Here is a 16,057-nt window from a genome sequence, read left to right as displayed (position 1 = left end):
ACCTCCATGGCTTATCACCAGATCGAAATCAGTTTCCCCTTGCTGGCTCCCGAAGTATTGGCGCACTGGCGCCAGATCCCGGCGGCGGTGGCCTCCGACTGCATGAACCGCACGCAGGTCATGGTCTCGCCGATCAAGCCGATTTTTCTGGGCGCGCGGCTGTGCGGCCAGGCGCGCACCGTCGTGACGATGGTCGGCGACTGCGGTCCGATCTGCAATCTGATCGGTAGCGCGCGGCCCGGCGAGGTGCTGGTCGTCGACGCGGGCGGTGCTGAAGACGTCGCCGTGTGGGGCGGCGTGATGACCGAGGAATCGATGCAGCGAGGTCTTGGCGGCGCGGTGATCGACGGCGCGATCCGCGATGTGGCCGACATGCGGCGCCTGCAATTTCCGATGTTCTGCCGCTCGATCGTGCCGCGGGGTCCGCATCACGGCTTTGGCGGCAACGTGGACACCACGATCGCGGTGGCGGGCGTCCCCGTCAATCCGGGCGACATCGTGCTCGGCGACGACGACGGCGTCGTGATCGTGCCGCTTGCGATCGCCGGCGAAGTGCTCAAGGCGGCGCAAGCGCATTTGCTCAAGGAGGCGCAATGGATCGATGGAATTCGCAGGGGCGTGTCGATCAGCAAGATGTTCTCGCTGCCTCAGGCGCAGGCGCTGGCGCCGGTGGACGACCCGCTGTAGCGACGCATGCGCGTGTGGCCGAGGCGACGAAGCTGCCCGCGCGCCTGCGCGACGTACTGTGTCTGAACGATTTCGCGAGCGTGGCGAAACGCAGGCTGCCTGCCGCGATGTATGCGTACGTGTCCGGCTGGTCTGAGGATGGCGCCGCGCACCGACGCAATCTGCGTGGTTTCGAGACGCGCGCGTTCCTGCCGCGCGTGCTGGTCGATATCGAACGGCGTGACTTGCGCACGACCCTTTTCGGCGTCGAGTATGCGAGCCCGTTCGGCATCGCGCCGATGGGCTTCAGCCGAATGGCGGCGGCGCACGCGGACGAGGTGCTGGCACGCGCCGCCGCGCACGCGGGCGTGCCGTTCATCCTGAGCGGCGCGTCGCTGACGCCGCTCGAAGTGGTGCGCGCGGCGGGACCCGCGAGCTGGTTTCAGGCGTATCTCCCCGGCGATCAGGCGCGTATCGATCCCATGCTCGACCGCGTTGCGAAGGCCGGTTTCGACACGCTGGTGATCAACGTCGATACAGCCGTACACGGTCAGCACGAACACGCGGAGAAGCAGGGTTTCCGCTCGCCAGTCAAACCGAGCGCGCAACTCGCATGGCAGGCGCTGAGCCGGCCATCGTGGTGCTGGCGCGTGCTGGGTGCGAGCCTGCTCACGAACCGGCCGCTGCGTTTCGAGAACATGGACGCCGTGGCGGGGCCGCCGGTGTTCTCGCGCACGCTGGTGCGTGACATCGGACGACGCGGTGCGCTCAGCTGGGCCCATATCGATCACATCCGGCGGCGCTGGGCGGGGCGGCTGGTGTTGAAGGGCGTGCTGTCGGCCGAGGACGCGGTGGTGGCCGAGCGCGCGGGTGTCGACGGCATCATCGTGTCGAATCACGGCGGCCGTCAGGTGGATTGCGCGATCGGTTCGCTCGACGCGCTCGACGCGATCGCTGCACGCGTCGACACGCTCGTGCTGATGTACGACGGTGGTGTGCGGCGCGGCTCGGACGTACTGAAAGCGATCCGCTGCGGTGCCCGTTTCGTGTTCGTGGGGCGCCCGTTTCTGATGGCGTGCGCGGCGGCGGACGCGGCGGGCGTTGCGCACGCACTCGCGATGCTCAAACGCGAAGTCAGCACGAACATGGGGTTGCTTGGCATTAACCGGATCGACGAAGTCCGGAACCTGGAACTGTTGCGCGACTGATTCGCCGCGCGCGCCGGCGAGGCGAGGCGGCGCAGCGCTCCTGCTGGTTCACTTACGAAGAGGCAACGCATGAACAAGCCAATCAGGGTGCTTACGCCCACTTGCACGCTCGGTTATGGATTCGCCGACGATGCGTTCGAACGCGCGATGTCGATGCAGCCCGATGTCATTGCCGTCGACGCGGGATCGACCGATCCGGGACCGCATTATCTTGGCTCCGGCGAGGCTTTGGTGTCGGAGATCAGCATCCGCCGCGAACTCACGCAGATGATCCTGGCGGGGCGCAAGGCGGGCATTCCGGTGATCGTCGGCAGCGCGGGCGGTGCGGGCACGCGCACTCACGTGGATGAAGTGGTGCGGATCGTGCGCGAGATCGTCGCAGAGCATGCGCTGAGCGTGCGGCTTGCATGGATCTATGCGGACATCCCGACGAGCGTGGTCGCGGATTCCATTGACTGCGGCGAGGTGCGTGACTTCGAGGCCGGCTGGGAACTGAGCGCCGACGAGGCGCGCTCAAGCGATGCGATCGTCGCACAGATGGGACACGAGCCGATCGTCGATGCGCTCGAACATGGCGCGGATGTGATCATCGCCGGGCGCGCCTGCGACGATTCCGTGATTGCCGCGTTTCCGATCTGGAAAGGCGCTGATCCGGGGCTCGCCATTCACATGGGGAAAATCCTCGAATGCGGCGCCTTCTCCGCCGAGCCTCACGGCACGGACGTGATGATGGGTACCATCGACGCCGAGGGCTTCACGCTCGAACCGGGGAGCCTCAGGCGTCGTGCATCGCTGACCTCGGTGGCGGCCCATACCCTGTACGAGCGCGAAAATCCGTTCCTGCAGGCGGGTCCCGGCCATGAACTCGATCTGTCGGCGTGCGACTTCACGCAGATCAGCGAGCGCGAAGTGCGCGTCACCGGCTCGCGCTTCATCGGCTCGGACGACTACTGGGTCAAGCTCGAAGGTGCGCGCCGGCGGGGCTATCGCACGGTCACGGTGGCGGGCGTACGCTGCCCGACGATGATTGCGCGCATCGACACGCTGCTTGCCGATGCGAAGTCCGCGGCGCTCGCCTACTTCGACGCACCGGACCTCGATGTCCAGTTTCACGTCTACGGGCGAGATGGGGTGATGCGTGGCCTCGAGACCGTGCGCAAGCCGGCGAGCCATGAACTCGGGCTCGTCATAGACGCGGTCGCGCACGAGCAGTCGCTCGCGCATGCCGCGGCGCACTTCATCAGCGGTACGCTCCTGCATGTGAGCTATCCGGGGCAATACAACACGGCAGGAAACCTCGCGTTTCCGCACTCGCCGTCGGAAATCGACGCGGGGCCGGTGTATGAGTTTTCTGCCTACCATCTGTTGAAAGCGGCATCTCCAACAGCGCTGTTTCCAATCCAACACGAGGTACTCACCCCATGACGTCCGTTCCGCTTTCGTCACTCGCAACGGTGATACGCAGCAAGAACGCCGGTCCCTTTCTGCTCACGTTTGACGTAATGTTCGAGGATGCGGCCCATTTCGACACCGCCTGGAAGTCGGGGCGCTTCAACAAGGCCACAATGGCCGAATTATTCGGCGTGACAGAAAGCGCGATCACGTCGATCTTCGCGGTGCCGCGTGGGCAGGCGATCAAGGTGACGATGCGCCGGCAACTGCCCCAGGGACGTCTCGGCGAATCCGACATGTACGGCTGCCAGCAACACGCGCCGCTGCTCGACCTCGCGATTCCGTTGTCTCGGTAATTAACGCCTGGCGGACCGACACTACAGCTTTATGCGTGCAACACCACGCTCTGAAGTGTACGCACGCTTCTTAGCTCTGTTGTCTGTGCGTTGCAATCAGCGCGGTCACGGCTAAAATGCGGTTTTAGCCCGGAATACGTGAATGTCTTTTGCCTCGCTTGGCCTGATCGATCCCTTGCTGCGTAATCTGCAGGACCTCAATTACCAGACACCTACGCCAGTGCAGGCCAAGGCGATTCCTGCTGTGCTCAGTGGCAAGGACGTCATGGCCGAGGCACAGACCGGTACTGGCAAAACGGCGGGTTTTGCGCTGCCGCTATTGCAACGGCTGGTGCAACACGGCCCGGCGGTGTCCAGCAACCGCGCGCGCGTTTTGGTGCTGGTGCCCACGCGCGAACTGGCCGAACAAGTGCTGCAAAGCTTTATCGATTACGGCAAAGGCCTCGACTTACGATTTCTGGCCGCCTACGGTGGTGTGAGTATCAACCCCCAGATGATGACGTTGCGCAAAGGCGTGGATGTGCTTGTTGCCACGCCGGGCCGTTTGCTGGATCTCAACCGCCAGAACGCAGTGCAGTTTGATCAACTGCAAACGCTCGTGCTGGATGAAGCCGATCGCATGCTGGATCTGGGCTTTGAGCGCGAACTCAACGCCGTCTTTGCTGCCTTGCCGGCTCAGCGCCAGACCCTGCTGTTCTCTGCCACGTTTACCGATGATATCCGCGCCATGGCGGCGGCCGTTCTCCGCGGCCCGGTCAACATCAGTGTCGGCTTGCCCAATGCCACGGCCAGCAAGATCAAGCAGTGGGTGGTGCTGGTGGATAAAAAGAACAAGCCTGACCTCTTCATGCATCTTGTGGCTGAGAACAACTGGGAGCACGCGCTGGTGTTCGTCAAAACCCGCAATGGCGTGGATTACCTGGCGGCCATGCTGGACGAAGCGGGCTATGCGGTCGATACCATCCACGGCGACAAACCGCAACCCGCGCGCCTGCGTGCGCTGGAGCGCTTCAAGACGGGCGAAGTACGCATGCTGGTAGCCACCGATGTGGCTGCGCGCGGGCTGGATATCGACGACCTGCCGCTGGTCATCAACGTTGATCTGCCGATCGTGGCGCAAGACTATGTGCATCGTATTGGCCGCACCGGCCGCGCGGGCGCCAGCGGTGTAGCAGTGTCCCTTGTATGTGCCGATGAAGCGCCGCAACTGGCCGCGATTGAAGCGCTGATCCGGCAAACGCTGCCCCGTGAAGAAGAGCCGGGTTTTGAAGCCGAACACCGCGTGCCGCAAACCAGCGCGACGGGACAGATAATCAAGAAACCCAAGAAGCCTAAGAAGCCCAAAATGCCGCAAGCTGCGCCGGGCGCTATGCAGGTGCTCAGCAAACAACCGCGCCCGCAAAGTGGCGAGAACAAACGCAAGCCTGCGGTGCAACGCGCTGTGGCTGCGGGTAAAGGCACAAGCGTGTCCCCGTCCCGTCCACGAATTCGACCTTCACGTGGGTAGCGAGGTGGTCGCGCTGGCGAAGGCGACCCAAGCCTCAATCGCGCGGGTTTGATAATCGGGGAATCGGGGAATCGGGAAGGAGTGAAACCGGCAGGGAGAGCGCGACAATCCCAGCTTGTAGCTCCTCCCGGCCTGCGGCCGCATGCTTGCGTCACATGGTTTGCTGAGATCGCAGCAGTGTGGCAACAGCAGGTTGCGCCGATTGCAGCAAGCAGGTGGGAGTCACGCTCACCACGCATGATATGTGTGCCGACCACGGATGAGGCTGCGTCGGCGCCACAGAAGCATTGGCGCTCCTCCGCACTGGCGGCACGCCATTGGTCGCGGATGGCATGGGGTTTGTGTAACGTTCTCAATACTCCATTCAGGCGTCGCGGGTCGCAAGTACGACACGCTGCCTGCCATACACCCTGCGTCCGTTCGCGGCACGACTCAACCGTTCACCGACATGTCTGAACAGAAAGCTTTTTATCCGGACCGCTTCAACAATGCGGCGCGGTACTACACGACAGGCCGGTCCAGCTATCCGGCGCTGCTTAGCCGGCGGGTGGCCGACCTGATCGGTCTCGACCGCAATGCCGACGTTCTCGATCTCGGCACCGGTCCAGGTTTCCTCGCGATCGATTTGGCGCCGTATGCGCGCGCGGTGACCGCGCTCGACCCGTCAGCGGAAATGCTCCGGGTCGCGGCCGAAAACGCCGCGCGCGCCGGCGTTGTCATTCAATTCGTTCGAGGCAGTTCCTACGACCTGGATCGTCGTCTTGGCCATTTCAGGCTCACGACGTTCGGCCGTTCGTTCCACTGGACTGATCGTGTCGAGACGCTCCGCGTGCTGGACGGGCTGATCGAGAGCGGGGGGGCGGTGGCCCTTTATCACACCAGCGTTCCGACAGTCCCTCAGAACGTCTGGTACCCGGTTTTCGAGCGCATTCTTGATCGCTATGGCAATGATGACCCTGCGCGGGCCGAACGAAAGTCGGCCGCTTCCGACGAAACGGTCTTGCTGGATTCGGCGTTCGATCACCTGGAGCGTATTGCGGTGATAGAGCAGCGAATCACGCCACTGGAGCATTTCGTCGATCGAGCGCTTTCGTTCGGGAAAGCCTGGCATGGCGGGATACAGGCGCAGCAGGAACTGGCCGCGGAGATTCGCGCGGAGCTGGCCAGGTACGCGCGTGAGGACGGCGCGATAGAGGAAATCGTCGAGGGACATGCCTTGATCGCGCGGCGTTCGCGGGAGGTGTCGGGACGGTCGGACAGTTCGGCGTAAGCGTCGCCACGCGTGGCGAACCTGCGCCGGCTCGAACGTAGCCGGCGCCGATAGCCACCAACCGACCAACACGCGAGCGCGAGCGGCACATGCGCGGCTTTCGCGACCCGAAACGCACGCAGAAATTTCTGTCGCGCTTCGGGCAGATCCGGTAACATTTTGCGCTCAAGCGGCATATGCTGCGCACTTCACTTTGTCACAAACAACTCGCCGCCATGGTTCGTTGCATAGCGTGAATTCGCCGAACTCGGCCAAAATCCATCGACCGTTTTCTGACCAGCAGTCGTATCTACCGCCGTGCCGTCTCACTCTCGGCAAGTTGACAAAGCCAGTCGCGCCTATTCCTTGCAACCCTCACGTGTGAGGCCCGAACCCGCGATGCATTCCATCGAACCTGTTCCATTACCGCATGACGGCCCGCCCGATGTTTCGTTGTGGCGGGTCGATTTCGCTTTTGACGCGTCGCTGGAGGATGCCGCCTTTGCAGCGCTCAGCGACGACGAACATGTGAGAGCGGGCAACTTTCGCCACCACGAAGATGCGCTTCGGTTCGCATCCGTGCGCGTGGCGCTGCGCGAGCAACTTGCGCGGTATCTCGGCATGGCGGCACACGCCGTCCGGTTCTCGTTAGATGCAAACCGTCGCCCGTATCTAGCCGATTCCAACATGCTTGACTTCAACGTATCGCATGCGGGTGCACATGGGCTCATCGCGATATCGCTCAGGCGGCGTGTCGGGGTCGATATCGAGCATCACAGCGATAGATTCGACTGGCGTTCGATCGCGGCATTGACGCTCGACGCACGCGAAGCGGCATGGATCGAGCGCCTCGATACCGCAGCGCAGAGCGCCGCGTTTTACGACGCGTGGGTCGCCAAGGAAGCGCTCGTCAAAACGACGGGCGTGGGCATCACACGCGGCTTACAGCATCTGGTGGTGCTACCGCGCGACAGCACGCTGGTGACGCTACGCAATGCGATTCCGGATGACATGCGCGAGATTGCTGCGCGCTGGATCGCCGCGCCAGAAGCTTATTCCGCATGCGTGGCGTGGTCGGCGAAAACCCTCGCATGATAGAAGGAAGGCGTGGCGCCCAGGCGTTCGGGTTACTCGTCGCCTGCGAGTAGATGTATCGGATAACTAATTAAATAGGGGTTATTGGTGTGCTGCCGAGAGTTGAGGGTCATTGGTAAAGGAGTCGTGGCGGCCGGTCAGCGGCGAATGTCGCGGCCGCTGCCAGACCCCGGACTATCGGGCGTCAGCGGCCTGTGCCTTGGTCCAGCGCGTAGTGGCACGACGCGCCCGGGGGAGCAGTTCGGCTCGGCGTGGAGCCGATATTTTCGCTCTTTCTATTCACGATGTGCCATCACCGTGAACGCGGATCTCGCGAAATTTCAGTCATTTCACTCGCGATGCACGCCCGAGTCTGATCACCTCGCGTGGACGCGCCCAATCCGCGTGGCCCGGCAATTCCCACGCAGCGCGCAGCAGGCGAAGAAATCCGGCTTCTCCCTCTGAGATATGCTTGTCCGCATGAATGGCTTCCTTGCATAGCCAGATGATTTCATGCCGCATTTTCCCGTCCTGCACGTCGGCCGCGAGCTGCGCGACGATGACGGGATCGAGCCTGCACGTGTCGCCCCAATTCAGGTAGGCGGCGCAAGTCAGGTCTTCGCACAGCGTCTGCACGACGGCCAGGAACTGACGCGGGCGCAACGACAATCGTTGTTCGATGCCGTGGCGATCGAGCGCTTCGATCTCGTCCGCGCCTACGTGTCCGTCTGACAGTAAGCAGGCCGCGACGATGCGTGCTGCGGCTTCAGGGCTGTCGCATTGATAGTGACGCATGTCTGTTCTCCTTGTCGGTTGATCGTTCACCGTTCGTTGTCGCGCGGCATGACGTTCGAATGCAGATTGAACGGATAGCCTCCGCGTTCGAGATGACGCATGCGGCGTTCGAGGTCCACGAGATCGGACGATGACCCCAGATACTTTTCGCACTTCTCGTAGTGAGAAGGCGCGAACAACGACCCCAGTTTTGCGGAAAGTGCAGAAAACATGATGCGCTCCTTGAGTGGCGCGACGCATGTCGGGCCGGCGGTCCGCATCGTCGCTTCAGTCCTATGCGTGCCAAACGCGTTTTTTCGCGTCTGACTGGCGGTTCGAACTTGAACCTGTGCATCGACGAACGAATCGTAGGCGCCATGAATTAGGAAAAAATGAGCTGCATGCTCAGCACTCCGAGAATGAATCACGTTGTAATCCACCGCCTGTTTCATACAACCGCCGTCGCACTTTCCCTGATCTCGGCTGTGCTGTCGCCGGTGACGGCTATTTCGTGGGCCTTCATCCGACCCGCTGACTCCCGTTCAAACGGTTGCTCATTCTTCGCTAATTCTTCTTCTTTAAAGTGAAGTCCATGGCAGAGAACACCTGACTCACCGAATGAGCAAAAAACACATCTGGAGGGAAATATCATGAAATCGCTGATCCGAACCGTTGCCGTTGCCGTTTCTCTTGCATTCCCGATTGCTTCGTTCGCCCAGTCGAATGAGCCGATGACTCGCGCGCAAGTGCAGGCTCAACTCGCGCCATTCGAACAGGCCAGCTACAACACCGCCGGCGACCATACGCATTGCACCGCGGGAATTCAGGCTGCCGAAACAGGCGCCGGCCAGCAAGACGACGCATCCGCCGGTTATGGCGGTGTCGCCGACGGCGCATCGCAAAGCGATACCGGGATTTATTTGTTGAACAACGTCGGCTTGAAGTCGATCTATATCAAGCACTGAGCGATTGCCAAACCAGGGCAGTTCTCTATCGCTCGTTGCAAACGGTGGGCGCGCAGCAAAGGCTGCGCGCCTTTGCCGTCGTTCGACGCCAGAAAGCGCCCGGTCGCGGGGGTAGAATCGCTTTTACAAAAAAAGCCCGTCTCTTGCACTGAGTGTCCCGGTGTCCATGCATCACCCGTTGTACGAAACACTTTTTCTGCGTCTCCATGATCAAGTCTCTAAGAAACCAGCTTGTCCTCGCACTTTGCGTGCTGGCTAGCATCGTCGGCGTGGTGCAGGGCGTCAGTTCGTATCAGTTGTCGAAAGCGGGCATGAGCGCGTTGCTCGACCTTCGGCTCGAACAGGTCGCCGTGCGCATGCGCAGTGGCTTCGCGGATTCGCTGCCGGCCATTCCGGCGCGCGGCTCGCAACCGGAAGGCGACATTTTCATAATGATCTGGAAGGGCGATCAGGCCACGCCTTACCGGTCGACCGAACCGTCCCTTGCGCTGCCGCGCGAGGCGCCGCCGGGTTTCGTGACCACAGCCGTTGGCGGCGAGGAGTGGCGCATCTACACGCTGCGTGATCCGTCGATGGTGATTCAGGTCGCACAACGCTCGGCTGTGCGGCGCGAGCTTGCCCAGGAACGTGCATTCAATACGCTCTGGCCGATGATCGTACTCGTGCCGCTGGTGTGGATTGCCGTGCTGCTTGTCGTGCGTCGCTCGTTGCGCAAGTTGAATCGTTTGGGTGCGCAAGTGCAGGAGATCGACGTCAGTCATTTTCAGCACTTGTCGACGTCGGGCGTGCCGATCGAAATACGTCCTTTCATCGACTCGATCAATCTGATGTTCGATCGGCTCGCACAATCGATCGAGTCGGAACGAAAGTTCATTTCCGACGCCGCGCATGAACTGCGCACACCGCTCACCGCGCTTCAATTGCAGGCGGACAATCTGCAGCCGCTTATCGTTGCCGATAACCGGGAGCGCTTTCGCGAGCTGCGCAGCGGCATCGCACGCAGTGGTGGTCTGATCGCGCAACTGCTCAGGCTTGCGCGTGCCGATGCGGTCCTGCAAGCCGATGCGCTGACGCGCGTGGACGTGGCCGCCGTGGTCGTCAACGCAGTGGCCGAAGTATTGCCAATCGCGATGAAGCGCGACATCGACATTGGCGCTGACGAAATGGACCATGCGTTTGTGTGCGCGGTCGAAGCCGATGTGGGCATCGCCGTGCGCAACCTGGTCGGCAATGCGGTCCGCTACACGCAGGATGGCGGCAAGGTCGATCTGAGCGTGCAGGTACGCGAGGACATGGTGTGGATCGAGGTGACCGACACAGGGCCCGGGATTGCGGAAGAACTGCTGCCACGGGTGTTCGACCGCTTCTTTCGAGCGAATACGCAAATCGAGGGCAGCGGCCTTGGACTGTCGATCGTCAAGGCGATCACGAATAAATATGGCGGCGCGGCGAGTCTTCGGAATCGCCATGACGGGCCGTCGGGAATCGTCGCGTCGATCGGATTTCCGTCAGCATCGTCGGCCTCGTGAACGACTTCATTCGCTTCTGATTTTCTTCTGCCTCGGCGACGATTCCCTCAATCTCGATCTCGACAGGCGCACGCTATGCTGCAATGGCGTGACGTCGATGCTATCGGCGTGGGAATTAGCGTTGATGCTGGCGTTTCTCGAGCGCCCCGCAATGATCCTGCCGGGCGATCAACTGGAAGACCGCTTATACGGCTGGGGTAAGGAAGTGGACCGCAATGCGGTCGACTAGTGGCGCGTCAGTACGCCCACCAGCCGGGACCCCACATGCTCCAGTTCCATGCCGCATTCTCATTCATCTCCGCGTTCATGCGCTCCTGGCTAATCAAGTTTTGCTGGAGCTGTTCCCGCTTGTAGCTATCCCACGCATTCTCGTCGCCAATATAAAGGCAGCCGCATGCATACGGGTCCGCGTAGAGAAAGATGACCTTTCCGTTCTTCGTCTTCTGGACGACGCGATTCGGTGGCAACGTCTCCAACTGCAAGCGTTGTTGATCGGTCGTCACGGGGACGATATGAAAGCCCGCCGCCGCGAGCAGGTCATTTTTCTCGTTGGCTCGTTCAACAGGCGTGGCGCATCCGGACATCAAAATGCTCGTGCTTATTGCGATCACCATAGTGGTCCATCTGAGTTTCATCGCTATCCCCTTTTTGGCAGGCAGAACATATCGAACGTTCAGGCATGGTGCGCAGAATGCCAGTCGAAAATTAGATGGAAATTACGGATACGCAATACGTTGATTATTTGACTCCCGATCAGAGCGTGAAGTCAACCTGACCGGCAAGCGATCACACGCGGCTGAGGCTGGCGCTTACTACGGGCCGAAGGGGCCCCCGTCTTTGGCGAAGATCGCAGCGCAAGCGCTGGACGCCGGGGCGGCGGTTCGATTATGCGACTGTTCGAACGAGCTTGCGAGTGTGAGCTGGGAGCTACCGTCAGGTTAGCCAGGCCTCATTCAGGCAGCATGGCCGGTGGTTATCCCGCCGCCGCGGAGTGCCTTGCGTGGCGGCTCACGATCTTTGGCAAAGGCCACAACGAGCCCATCGTCCCCGTCTGGCCGAAGCAGGACGGCGAGCTTGCTCGTACCCTCGGACGCGACTACTTCACGCGGCTCGGCGCGCTGCGGCGCACGACGTTCTGCAACGGTACCGACCAGTCGTGGATGCACCGGAAAATCCGTTTCATGCACTGCGAAACGTTTGAGCAGTTCCCAATATCCCCCTCGGATCACGAAGCCGCCGTTCTTCGTCGCGTAAGCATCGCGCCGAATCCGATACGCATGAGGCAGGTGATACCACGGCAGATGCGGCAGATCATGATGCACGAGGTGGTAGTTGTTGTTCAGATACAGGAGCCGCATCAGCAGTCCTGCTTCGTTGATGACCGTCCGGTGCTTGGGGTCGCGAACCGCACGATGCTCGTACAGCGATCGAATCATCGCCAGAGAGAGCGCAGGCCATGTCACCGCCAGCAGGTAGTACCACCACGCTATGCCAGCGAAGAGCTGCAACCACGCAAGCAACACGGTTACGAGCGCTGCGTGGATGATCCACGTAGAGGCATAACGCTGGTCGCCGCGTCGCCATTCATTAACAGCCCCCGCGAGCAATGTCACGACGCTCAGCGGCGGACCGGCAATCAGGCGGCCAGCGAAACTCTTGCGCATGCGCCATAACGCACGTTGCCATGCCGGTGCATTCATCCATTGTTCGGGGAGCACGTAGTTGCTCTCCGGATCAACGTTCGGCTCGGTGAGACTCTCATCGCGATGATGCGCGATGTGCGTGTCGCGATAGATCGCGTACGGATACCAGATCGCAAGCGGGATACTGCCGAGCAACTTGTTGACGAGGGCGGACCGCGTCGGATGACCGTGGAGCAGTTCGTGCTGAAGCGACATGTGCCACGTGCACAACACGATGAGTAACGGCGTCGCGGCCATCATCGACAGCAGCCCGCTATGCACGCACAGCACGGCCGCGAGCCACCCGCCATGAATCAGCACGATCAACAGCCACGTAGGCCATTCCGTACGCGCTGCGAAGGTTGCGTCCAGCGATGCGATTTCCCACGCATGCGCTTCGTCAAAGTATTCGGCCATTTTCTCGAACAGGGGCTGTTGATCACGGAGGCAATTTAGGCCGTCTCTATGAGCAGGGAATTAGGCCGGTCCTGTTGATGAGAAGATAATTCGACGCTAATTGTTGCGGGGGAAAATTCAGCATGTCGCCGCGCCGCTGACGCTGACGGCAGGTCATTACGCCGGTCGGCTGATCGATGCGATTTCAGATGGCAGCAGCGCTATAGGTAGCGAGCGGGTGTGCGCGGCATTGAGGAGTACGTCGGCACTGACACGCTCCTGTCATCAACAGCAGTCCTTTCGTTTCCGTCTTGATAGACTTACGCTTTCAAAAAAGAAACCGGGGGAAACGCGTGAGCCTCGAAGAATATTACAGGCGACTGGAACTACCGGACACTGCGTCGCCGACGGACATCACGCGTGCATACCGACGGCTGAGGGCAAAATACCATCCGGACCGTAACAAGGGGCACGAATCAATCGTTGAGCCGATGTTCAAGCGCGTTCAGGAGGCGTTCGAGGTTCTGATCGGCAAGCGTGAGCCGCGGGCATCCAGCCCGATGGCGGCGTCGGCCGGGAGCCGCGGCAAAGCCGCTCCGTCACGCGAATACCGCGGTCCGCCGGCGCGCGGCGCGAACTGTCTGGTCAGGCTCTTTGTGCCGCTCGAAGCGGCGATCCATGGGGGCGAAGTCGAAGTGAGCTACCCGGTAGACGGGCCGTGTCCCCAATGTCAGGAAAGAGTCTCGCAGTGCGCGCGCTGCGGCGGCAGCGGCCAGTCGGTCTCGGGAACGCGCTGCACCGCCTGTATGGGGACCGGGCGCCCGCTGGCGAGCGAAGGGTGTCCAACGTGTCTCGGCAGGGCTGCCACGACCTTCCGGAAGTCCGAGACAGTCAGGATTCCCTCGGGCGCGTGGGACGGTCAGCGTCTCGTCGTCGAAGGCGCGGGCCATCCCGGGCCCAATGGCGGTTCGCCGGGCGACGCTACCTTCTCGGTCGTGATTGCGTGCGGCTCGGCCTTTCGTCGCAACGGGCTGAATCTCGCTTGCGAGGTTCAGGTTGATTTCGTGACGGCCACGCTCGGCGGCAGCATCGAAGCGCAAATCCTGGGCCGCGCGCTGCGGCTGACGATTCCGCCGAACGCGCACCCGGGCAGCACGATCCGTCTGCTCAGGCATGGGCTCACGGACCGCAACGGCTCGCGTGGCGACCTGACACTGCAACTGGCGCTCACGATGCCGGCCGCGGTTTCACATCTGACCGACAACGAGCGGCAAAGGCTACGCGAGATCTTTGCGGACGCAGAGCGTCGGGCGACGCAAGCCATTCCGCCACGCGCGTAAGACAATCATCTTCTCGGGTCGCGAGTAGCGGATTGACACACGTTGGTGGAGTGGAAGGCCGTCCAAAAAAATGGATCTTGTTGTTTGCGCCCGGGCTGAATGGATGCATCAGCCCGCGAATAAACACAGCAAAACGACGGACCTAGTGCGCAGGCAACTGGAACACCCCCACCACATCGCTCATGCGCGTGGCCTGTTCCTCGAGCGAGACGGCTGCGGCCGCGGCCTGTTCGACAAGCGCTGCGTTGCGCTGCGTGACTTCATCCATCTGCGAGACGGCCTTGTTGACCTGCTCTATCCCGTCGCTCTGTTCTTCGGACGCGGCCGCAATCCCGGCCATGATGTCGGTCACCCGGCGCACCGCGTCGTTGATCTCCGTCATGGTCGTTCCCGCTCGACCGACCAGCTCGGTTCCGTTACCCACCCGGTTGACCGATTCGCTGATCAGCGTCTTGATTTCCTTGGCCGCCGAGGCACTGCGTTGGGCCAGCGTGCGCACTTCTGCCGCCACCACCGCAAAACCGCGGCCTTGTTCGCCCGCTCGCGCCGCTTCAACGGCCGCGTTCAACGCGAGGATATTTGTCTGGAACGCGATGCCCTCGATCACGCCGATGATGTCGGCAATTTGCCTCGAACTCGCGTTGATTTCGCCCATCGTCGTGACGACCTTCGAGACAACGTCGCTGCCTTCATGCGCAACGCCTGCTGCGACCCGCGCGAGCTCGCTCGCCTGACGCGCGTTGTCGGCGTTTTGGCGCACGGTCGACGTGAGCTCCGCCATGCTCGAGGCGGTTTCTTCGAGCGAAGCGGCTTGTTCTTCGGTTCGCTGCGACAGATCGGTGTTGCCTGCCGAGATCTGCGAGGTTGCGGTGGAAATGGATTGCGCGCCATCGCGCACGGCGACCATCGCGTCCCGAAGGCGGGACTGCATCATGCGCAGGTCTTCCATCATCTGGCCCATTTCGTCGCGCGAACGTACCTCGATATGCCGGCTGAGGTCGCCATCGGCAATGGCGCGGAAGTGGCGCGTGGCCTCATCCAGTGGGCCGGCAATCGACTTGCGCAGTGCATGCCACGCGAATGCGGCCATCGACAGCCCGATCAGAAGACCGAGTGCGGCGATGGCGAGAATCGTGTGGAAACGGTCCTGCGCTGTTTCATATCGGCTGCGCGCCTGATCCGCCTGCATCCTTTCGAGTTCCCCCGAACGGTCCGTGATCTCGTTGAATGGCGCCGTCATCTGGTTCGAGATCAGATCGGCGAGTTGCGTGGTGTCACGCCGGTCGATCGCGGCGAACACCGCGGCGACCGGTCCGTTCATCGCAAGCGCCCGCTTGGCTTCGACCGCTTCGGCCAGCTGCTCCTCTTGCGGTTCGGCGGACAGCGCACGGTAGCTCTGCCAAGCCTTGTCGCCGATCGCGAATTGCTCGCGTGCATGCCCTTCAAGGGTCGCAATGTCCGGGCGATCAGGCTGAGCCGCGACCCGGTCAAGCACCAGCCGACCGCGAGCATAGAAGAAATTGAACTTGCCGATCGCAATCGCCGACGCGAGTTCGTTGGAGTACAGCTCCTTCTGATCAGCATTGCTCAAGGCAATGCCAGCCACGCCGAGCACGGCGCCAATCGTCATGAGCAAGCCGAGGAAGCCCATCGCAAGGGCGAGGCGGGCGCGGATCGTGATGGTCGAGAACATAGATGCCTCAAAGGCACAACAAGTAGAACGGGAAAAATGTCGCACCAGGAAAGTACGCGCGGTCGATAGGGTTTACGGCAGTCGAGCGGAAATATGAAGGGGGAAATTTGAACTTGAGCCGTTAGACGGAGCGAGACAGCGTGGAGGCGTATTACAGGCCGTTGCAGGGCCCATTATTGGGCCTGCAACATTGGGCCTGCAACGGGTGGCCGGATTGCTTGGCACC

15 protein-coding genes and 2 pseudogenes are annotated in these 16,057 nt (G+C 61.7%); 12 read left to right on the top strand and 5 right to left on the bottom strand.

Translation table 11 applies throughout. From position 1 onward, the window contains the following. The first annotated feature begins 6 nt into the window (after nt 1-6). The 8 genes and pseudogenes from HB376_RS20135 (at nt 7) to HB376_RS20105 (ending at nt 7,473) form a co-directional block, all read left to right on the top strand. Entirely contained in the window at nt 7-687 is a 681-nt protein-coding gene (locus tag HB376_RS20135; protein ID WP_213765430.1) for an RraA family protein, read from the top strand. Next, complete coding sequence (locus HB376_RS20130; RefSeq protein WP_213765429.1) at nt 594-1,874, top strand: alpha-hydroxy acid oxidase; 1,281 nt, start codon at nt 594-596, stop codon at nt 1,872-1,874. The genes HB376_RS20135 and HB376_RS20130 overlap by 94 nt, the downstream gene beginning before the upstream one ends. A gap of 69 nt (nt 1,875-1,943) precedes the next feature. After that, on the top strand, nt 1,944-3,299 hold the full coding sequence (locus HB376_RS20125) for an acyclic terpene utilization AtuA family protein (RefSeq protein WP_213765428.1): 1,356 nt from the start codon (nt 1,944-1,946) through the stop codon (nt 3,297-3,299). Beyond that, a complete protein-coding gene (locus HB376_RS20120; protein ID WP_213765427.1) occupies nt 3,296-3,622 on the top strand; it encodes a DUF4387 domain-containing protein in 327 nt (108 codons plus the stop codon). The genes HB376_RS20125 and HB376_RS20120 overlap by 4 nt, the downstream gene beginning before the upstream one ends. Before the next feature lie 142 nt (nt 3,623-3,764). Beyond that, a complete protein-coding gene (locus tag HB376_RS20115) occupies nt 3,765-5,129 on the top strand; it encodes a DEAD/DEAH box helicase (RefSeq protein WP_213765426.1) in 1,365 nt (454 codons plus the stop codon). Between the two features lie 448 nt (nt 5,130-5,577). Next, entirely contained in the window at nt 5,578-6,399 is an 822-nt protein-coding gene (locus tag HB376_RS20110) for a class I SAM-dependent methyltransferase (RefSeq protein ID WP_213765425.1), read from the top strand. Between the two features lie 56 nt (nt 6,400-6,455). Continuing rightward, nucleotides 6,456-6,630, top strand: a pseudogene (locus HB376_RS41080) (IS6 family transposase); the annotation flags it as partial. Nucleotides 6,631-6,777: 147 nt separating this feature from the next. Further along, on the top strand, nt 6,778-7,473 hold the full coding sequence (locus HB376_RS20105; RefSeq protein ID WP_213765424.1) for a 4'-phosphopantetheinyl transferase superfamily protein: 696 nt from the start codon (nt 6,778-6,780) through the stop codon (nt 7,471-7,473). Between the two features lie 324 nt (nt 7,474-7,797). Here the strand turns inward: HB376_RS20105 and HB376_RS20100 are convergent, their stop codons facing one another. Both HB376_RS20100 and HB376_RS20095 read right to left on the bottom strand, forming a co-directional pair. Then, a complete protein-coding gene (locus HB376_RS20100; RefSeq protein ID WP_213765423.1) occupies nt 7,798-8,247 on the bottom strand; it encodes a TerB family tellurite resistance protein in 450 nt (149 codons plus the stop codon). 26 nt (nt 8,248-8,273) lie between these two features. Beyond that, on the bottom strand, nt 8,274-8,459 hold the full coding sequence (locus HB376_RS20095; protein WP_213765422.1) for a DUF3563 family protein: 186 nt from the start codon (nt 8,457-8,459) through the stop codon (nt 8,274-8,276). A gap of 417 nt (nt 8,460-8,876) precedes the next feature. On the opposite strand from HB376_RS20095, the gene HB376_RS20090 reads away from it, so the two are divergent. The 3 genes and pseudogenes from HB376_RS20090 to HB376_RS20080 form a co-directional block, all read left to right on the top strand. Then, nucleotides 8,877-9,191: a DUF4148 domain-containing protein gene (locus HB376_RS20090; RefSeq protein WP_213765421.1), complete on the top strand. Its 315-nt coding sequence runs from the start codon at nt 8,877-8,879 to the stop codon at nt 9,189-9,191. Nucleotides 9,192-9,397: 206 nt separating this feature from the next. Beyond that, entirely contained in the window at nt 9,398-10,720 is a 1,323-nt protein-coding gene (locus HB376_RS20085) for an ATP-binding protein (RefSeq protein ID WP_213765420.1), read from the top strand. A gap of 31 nt (nt 10,721-10,751) precedes the next feature. Further along, nucleotides 10,752-10,946 (top strand): annotated as a pseudogene (locus tag HB376_RS20080) (DNA-binding response regulator); the annotation flags it as partial. Nucleotides 10,947-10,956: 10 nt separating this feature from the next. Here the strand turns inward: HB376_RS20080 and HB376_RS20075 are convergent. Then, a complete protein-coding gene (locus HB376_RS20075) occupies nt 10,957-11,355 on the bottom strand; it encodes a hypothetical protein (protein WP_213765419.1) in 399 nt (132 codons plus the stop codon). Nucleotides 11,356-11,673: 318 nt separating this feature from the next. Continuing rightward, nucleotides 11,674-12,819 carry a fatty acid desaturase gene (locus tag HB376_RS20070; protein ID WP_213765418.1) on the bottom strand — a complete coding sequence of 382 codons (1,146 nt, stop codon included), beginning with the start codon at nt 12,817-12,819 and terminating at the stop codon, nt 11,674-11,676. Between the two features lie 332 nt (nt 12,820-13,151). Here HB376_RS20070 and HB376_RS20065 point away from each other — a divergent pair, with 332 nt between their 5' ends. Further along, nucleotides 13,152-14,138 (top strand): DnaJ C-terminal domain-containing protein, encoded by a 987-nt coding sequence (locus HB376_RS20065; RefSeq protein ID WP_213765417.1) that lies wholly within the window; start codon nt 13,152-13,154, stop codon nt 14,136-14,138. A gap of 142 nt (nt 14,139-14,280) precedes the next feature. On the opposite strand, the gene HB376_RS20060 is transcribed toward HB376_RS20065, so the two are convergent. Next, nucleotides 14,281-15,831: a methyl-accepting chemotaxis protein gene (locus HB376_RS20060; protein ID WP_213765416.1), complete on the bottom strand. Its 1,551-nt coding sequence runs from the start codon at nt 15,829-15,831 to the stop codon at nt 14,281-14,283. Between the last annotated feature and the right edge of the window lie 226 nt (nt 15,832-16,057).

It is taken from the genome of Caballeronia sp. dw_19, from assembly GCF_018449515.1.
Classification (GTDB): domain Bacteria; phylum Pseudomonadota; class Gammaproteobacteria; order Burkholderiales; family Burkholderiaceae; genus Caballeronia.
Note: the sequence above shows the minus strand (reverse complement) of the source record. Positions and strands in the feature narration are given on the sequence as shown.

Coding starts and splice junctions, on each gene's coding strand:
- HB376_RS20075 (WP_213765419.1), bottom strand. CDS start 11,355: ATGAAACTCAGATGGACCACTATGGTGATCGCAATAAGCACGAGCATT.
- HB376_RS20070 (WP_213765418.1), bottom strand. CDS start 12,819: ATGGCCGAATACTTTGACGAAGCGCATGCGTGGGAAATCGCATCGCTG.
- HB376_RS20105 (WP_213765424.1), top strand. CDS start 6,778: ATGCATTCCATCGAACCTGTTCCATTACCGCATGACGGCCCGCCCGAT.
- HB376_RS20090 (WP_213765421.1), top strand. CDS start 8,877: ATGAAATCGCTGATCCGAACCGTTGCCGTTGCCGTTTCTCTTGCATTC.
- HB376_RS20095 (WP_213765422.1), bottom strand. CDS start 8,459: ATGTTTTCTGCACTTTCCGCAAAACTGGGGTCGTTGTTCGCGCCTTCT.
- HB376_RS20130 (WP_213765429.1), top strand. CDS start 594: ATGGATCGATGGAATTCGCAGGGGCGTGTCGATCAGCAAGATGTTCTC.
- HB376_RS20100 (WP_213765423.1), bottom strand. CDS start 8,247: ATGCGTCACTATCAATGCGACAGCCCTGAAGCCGCAGCACGCATCGTC.
- HB376_RS20120 (WP_213765427.1), top strand. CDS start 3,296: ATGACGTCCGTTCCGCTTTCGTCACTCGCAACGGTGATACGCAGCAAG.
- HB376_RS20115 (WP_213765426.1), top strand. CDS start 3,765: ATGTCTTTTGCCTCGCTTGGCCTGATCGATCCCTTGCTGCGTAATCTG.
- HB376_RS20135 (WP_213765430.1), top strand. CDS start 7: ATGGCTTATCACCAGATCGAAATCAGTTTCCCCTTGCTGGCTCCCGAA.
- HB376_RS20110 (WP_213765425.1), top strand. CDS start 5,578: ATGTCTGAACAGAAAGCTTTTTATCCGGACCGCTTCAACAATGCGGCG.
- HB376_RS20060 (WP_213765416.1), bottom strand. CDS start 15,831: ATGTTCTCGACCATCACGATCCGCGCCCGCCTCGCCCTTGCGATGGGC.
- HB376_RS20085 (WP_213765420.1), top strand. CDS start 9,398: ATGATCAAGTCTCTAAGAAACCAGCTTGTCCTCGCACTTTGCGTGCTG.
- HB376_RS20125 (WP_213765428.1), top strand. CDS start 1,944: ATGAACAAGCCAATCAGGGTGCTTACGCCCACTTGCACGCTCGGTTAT.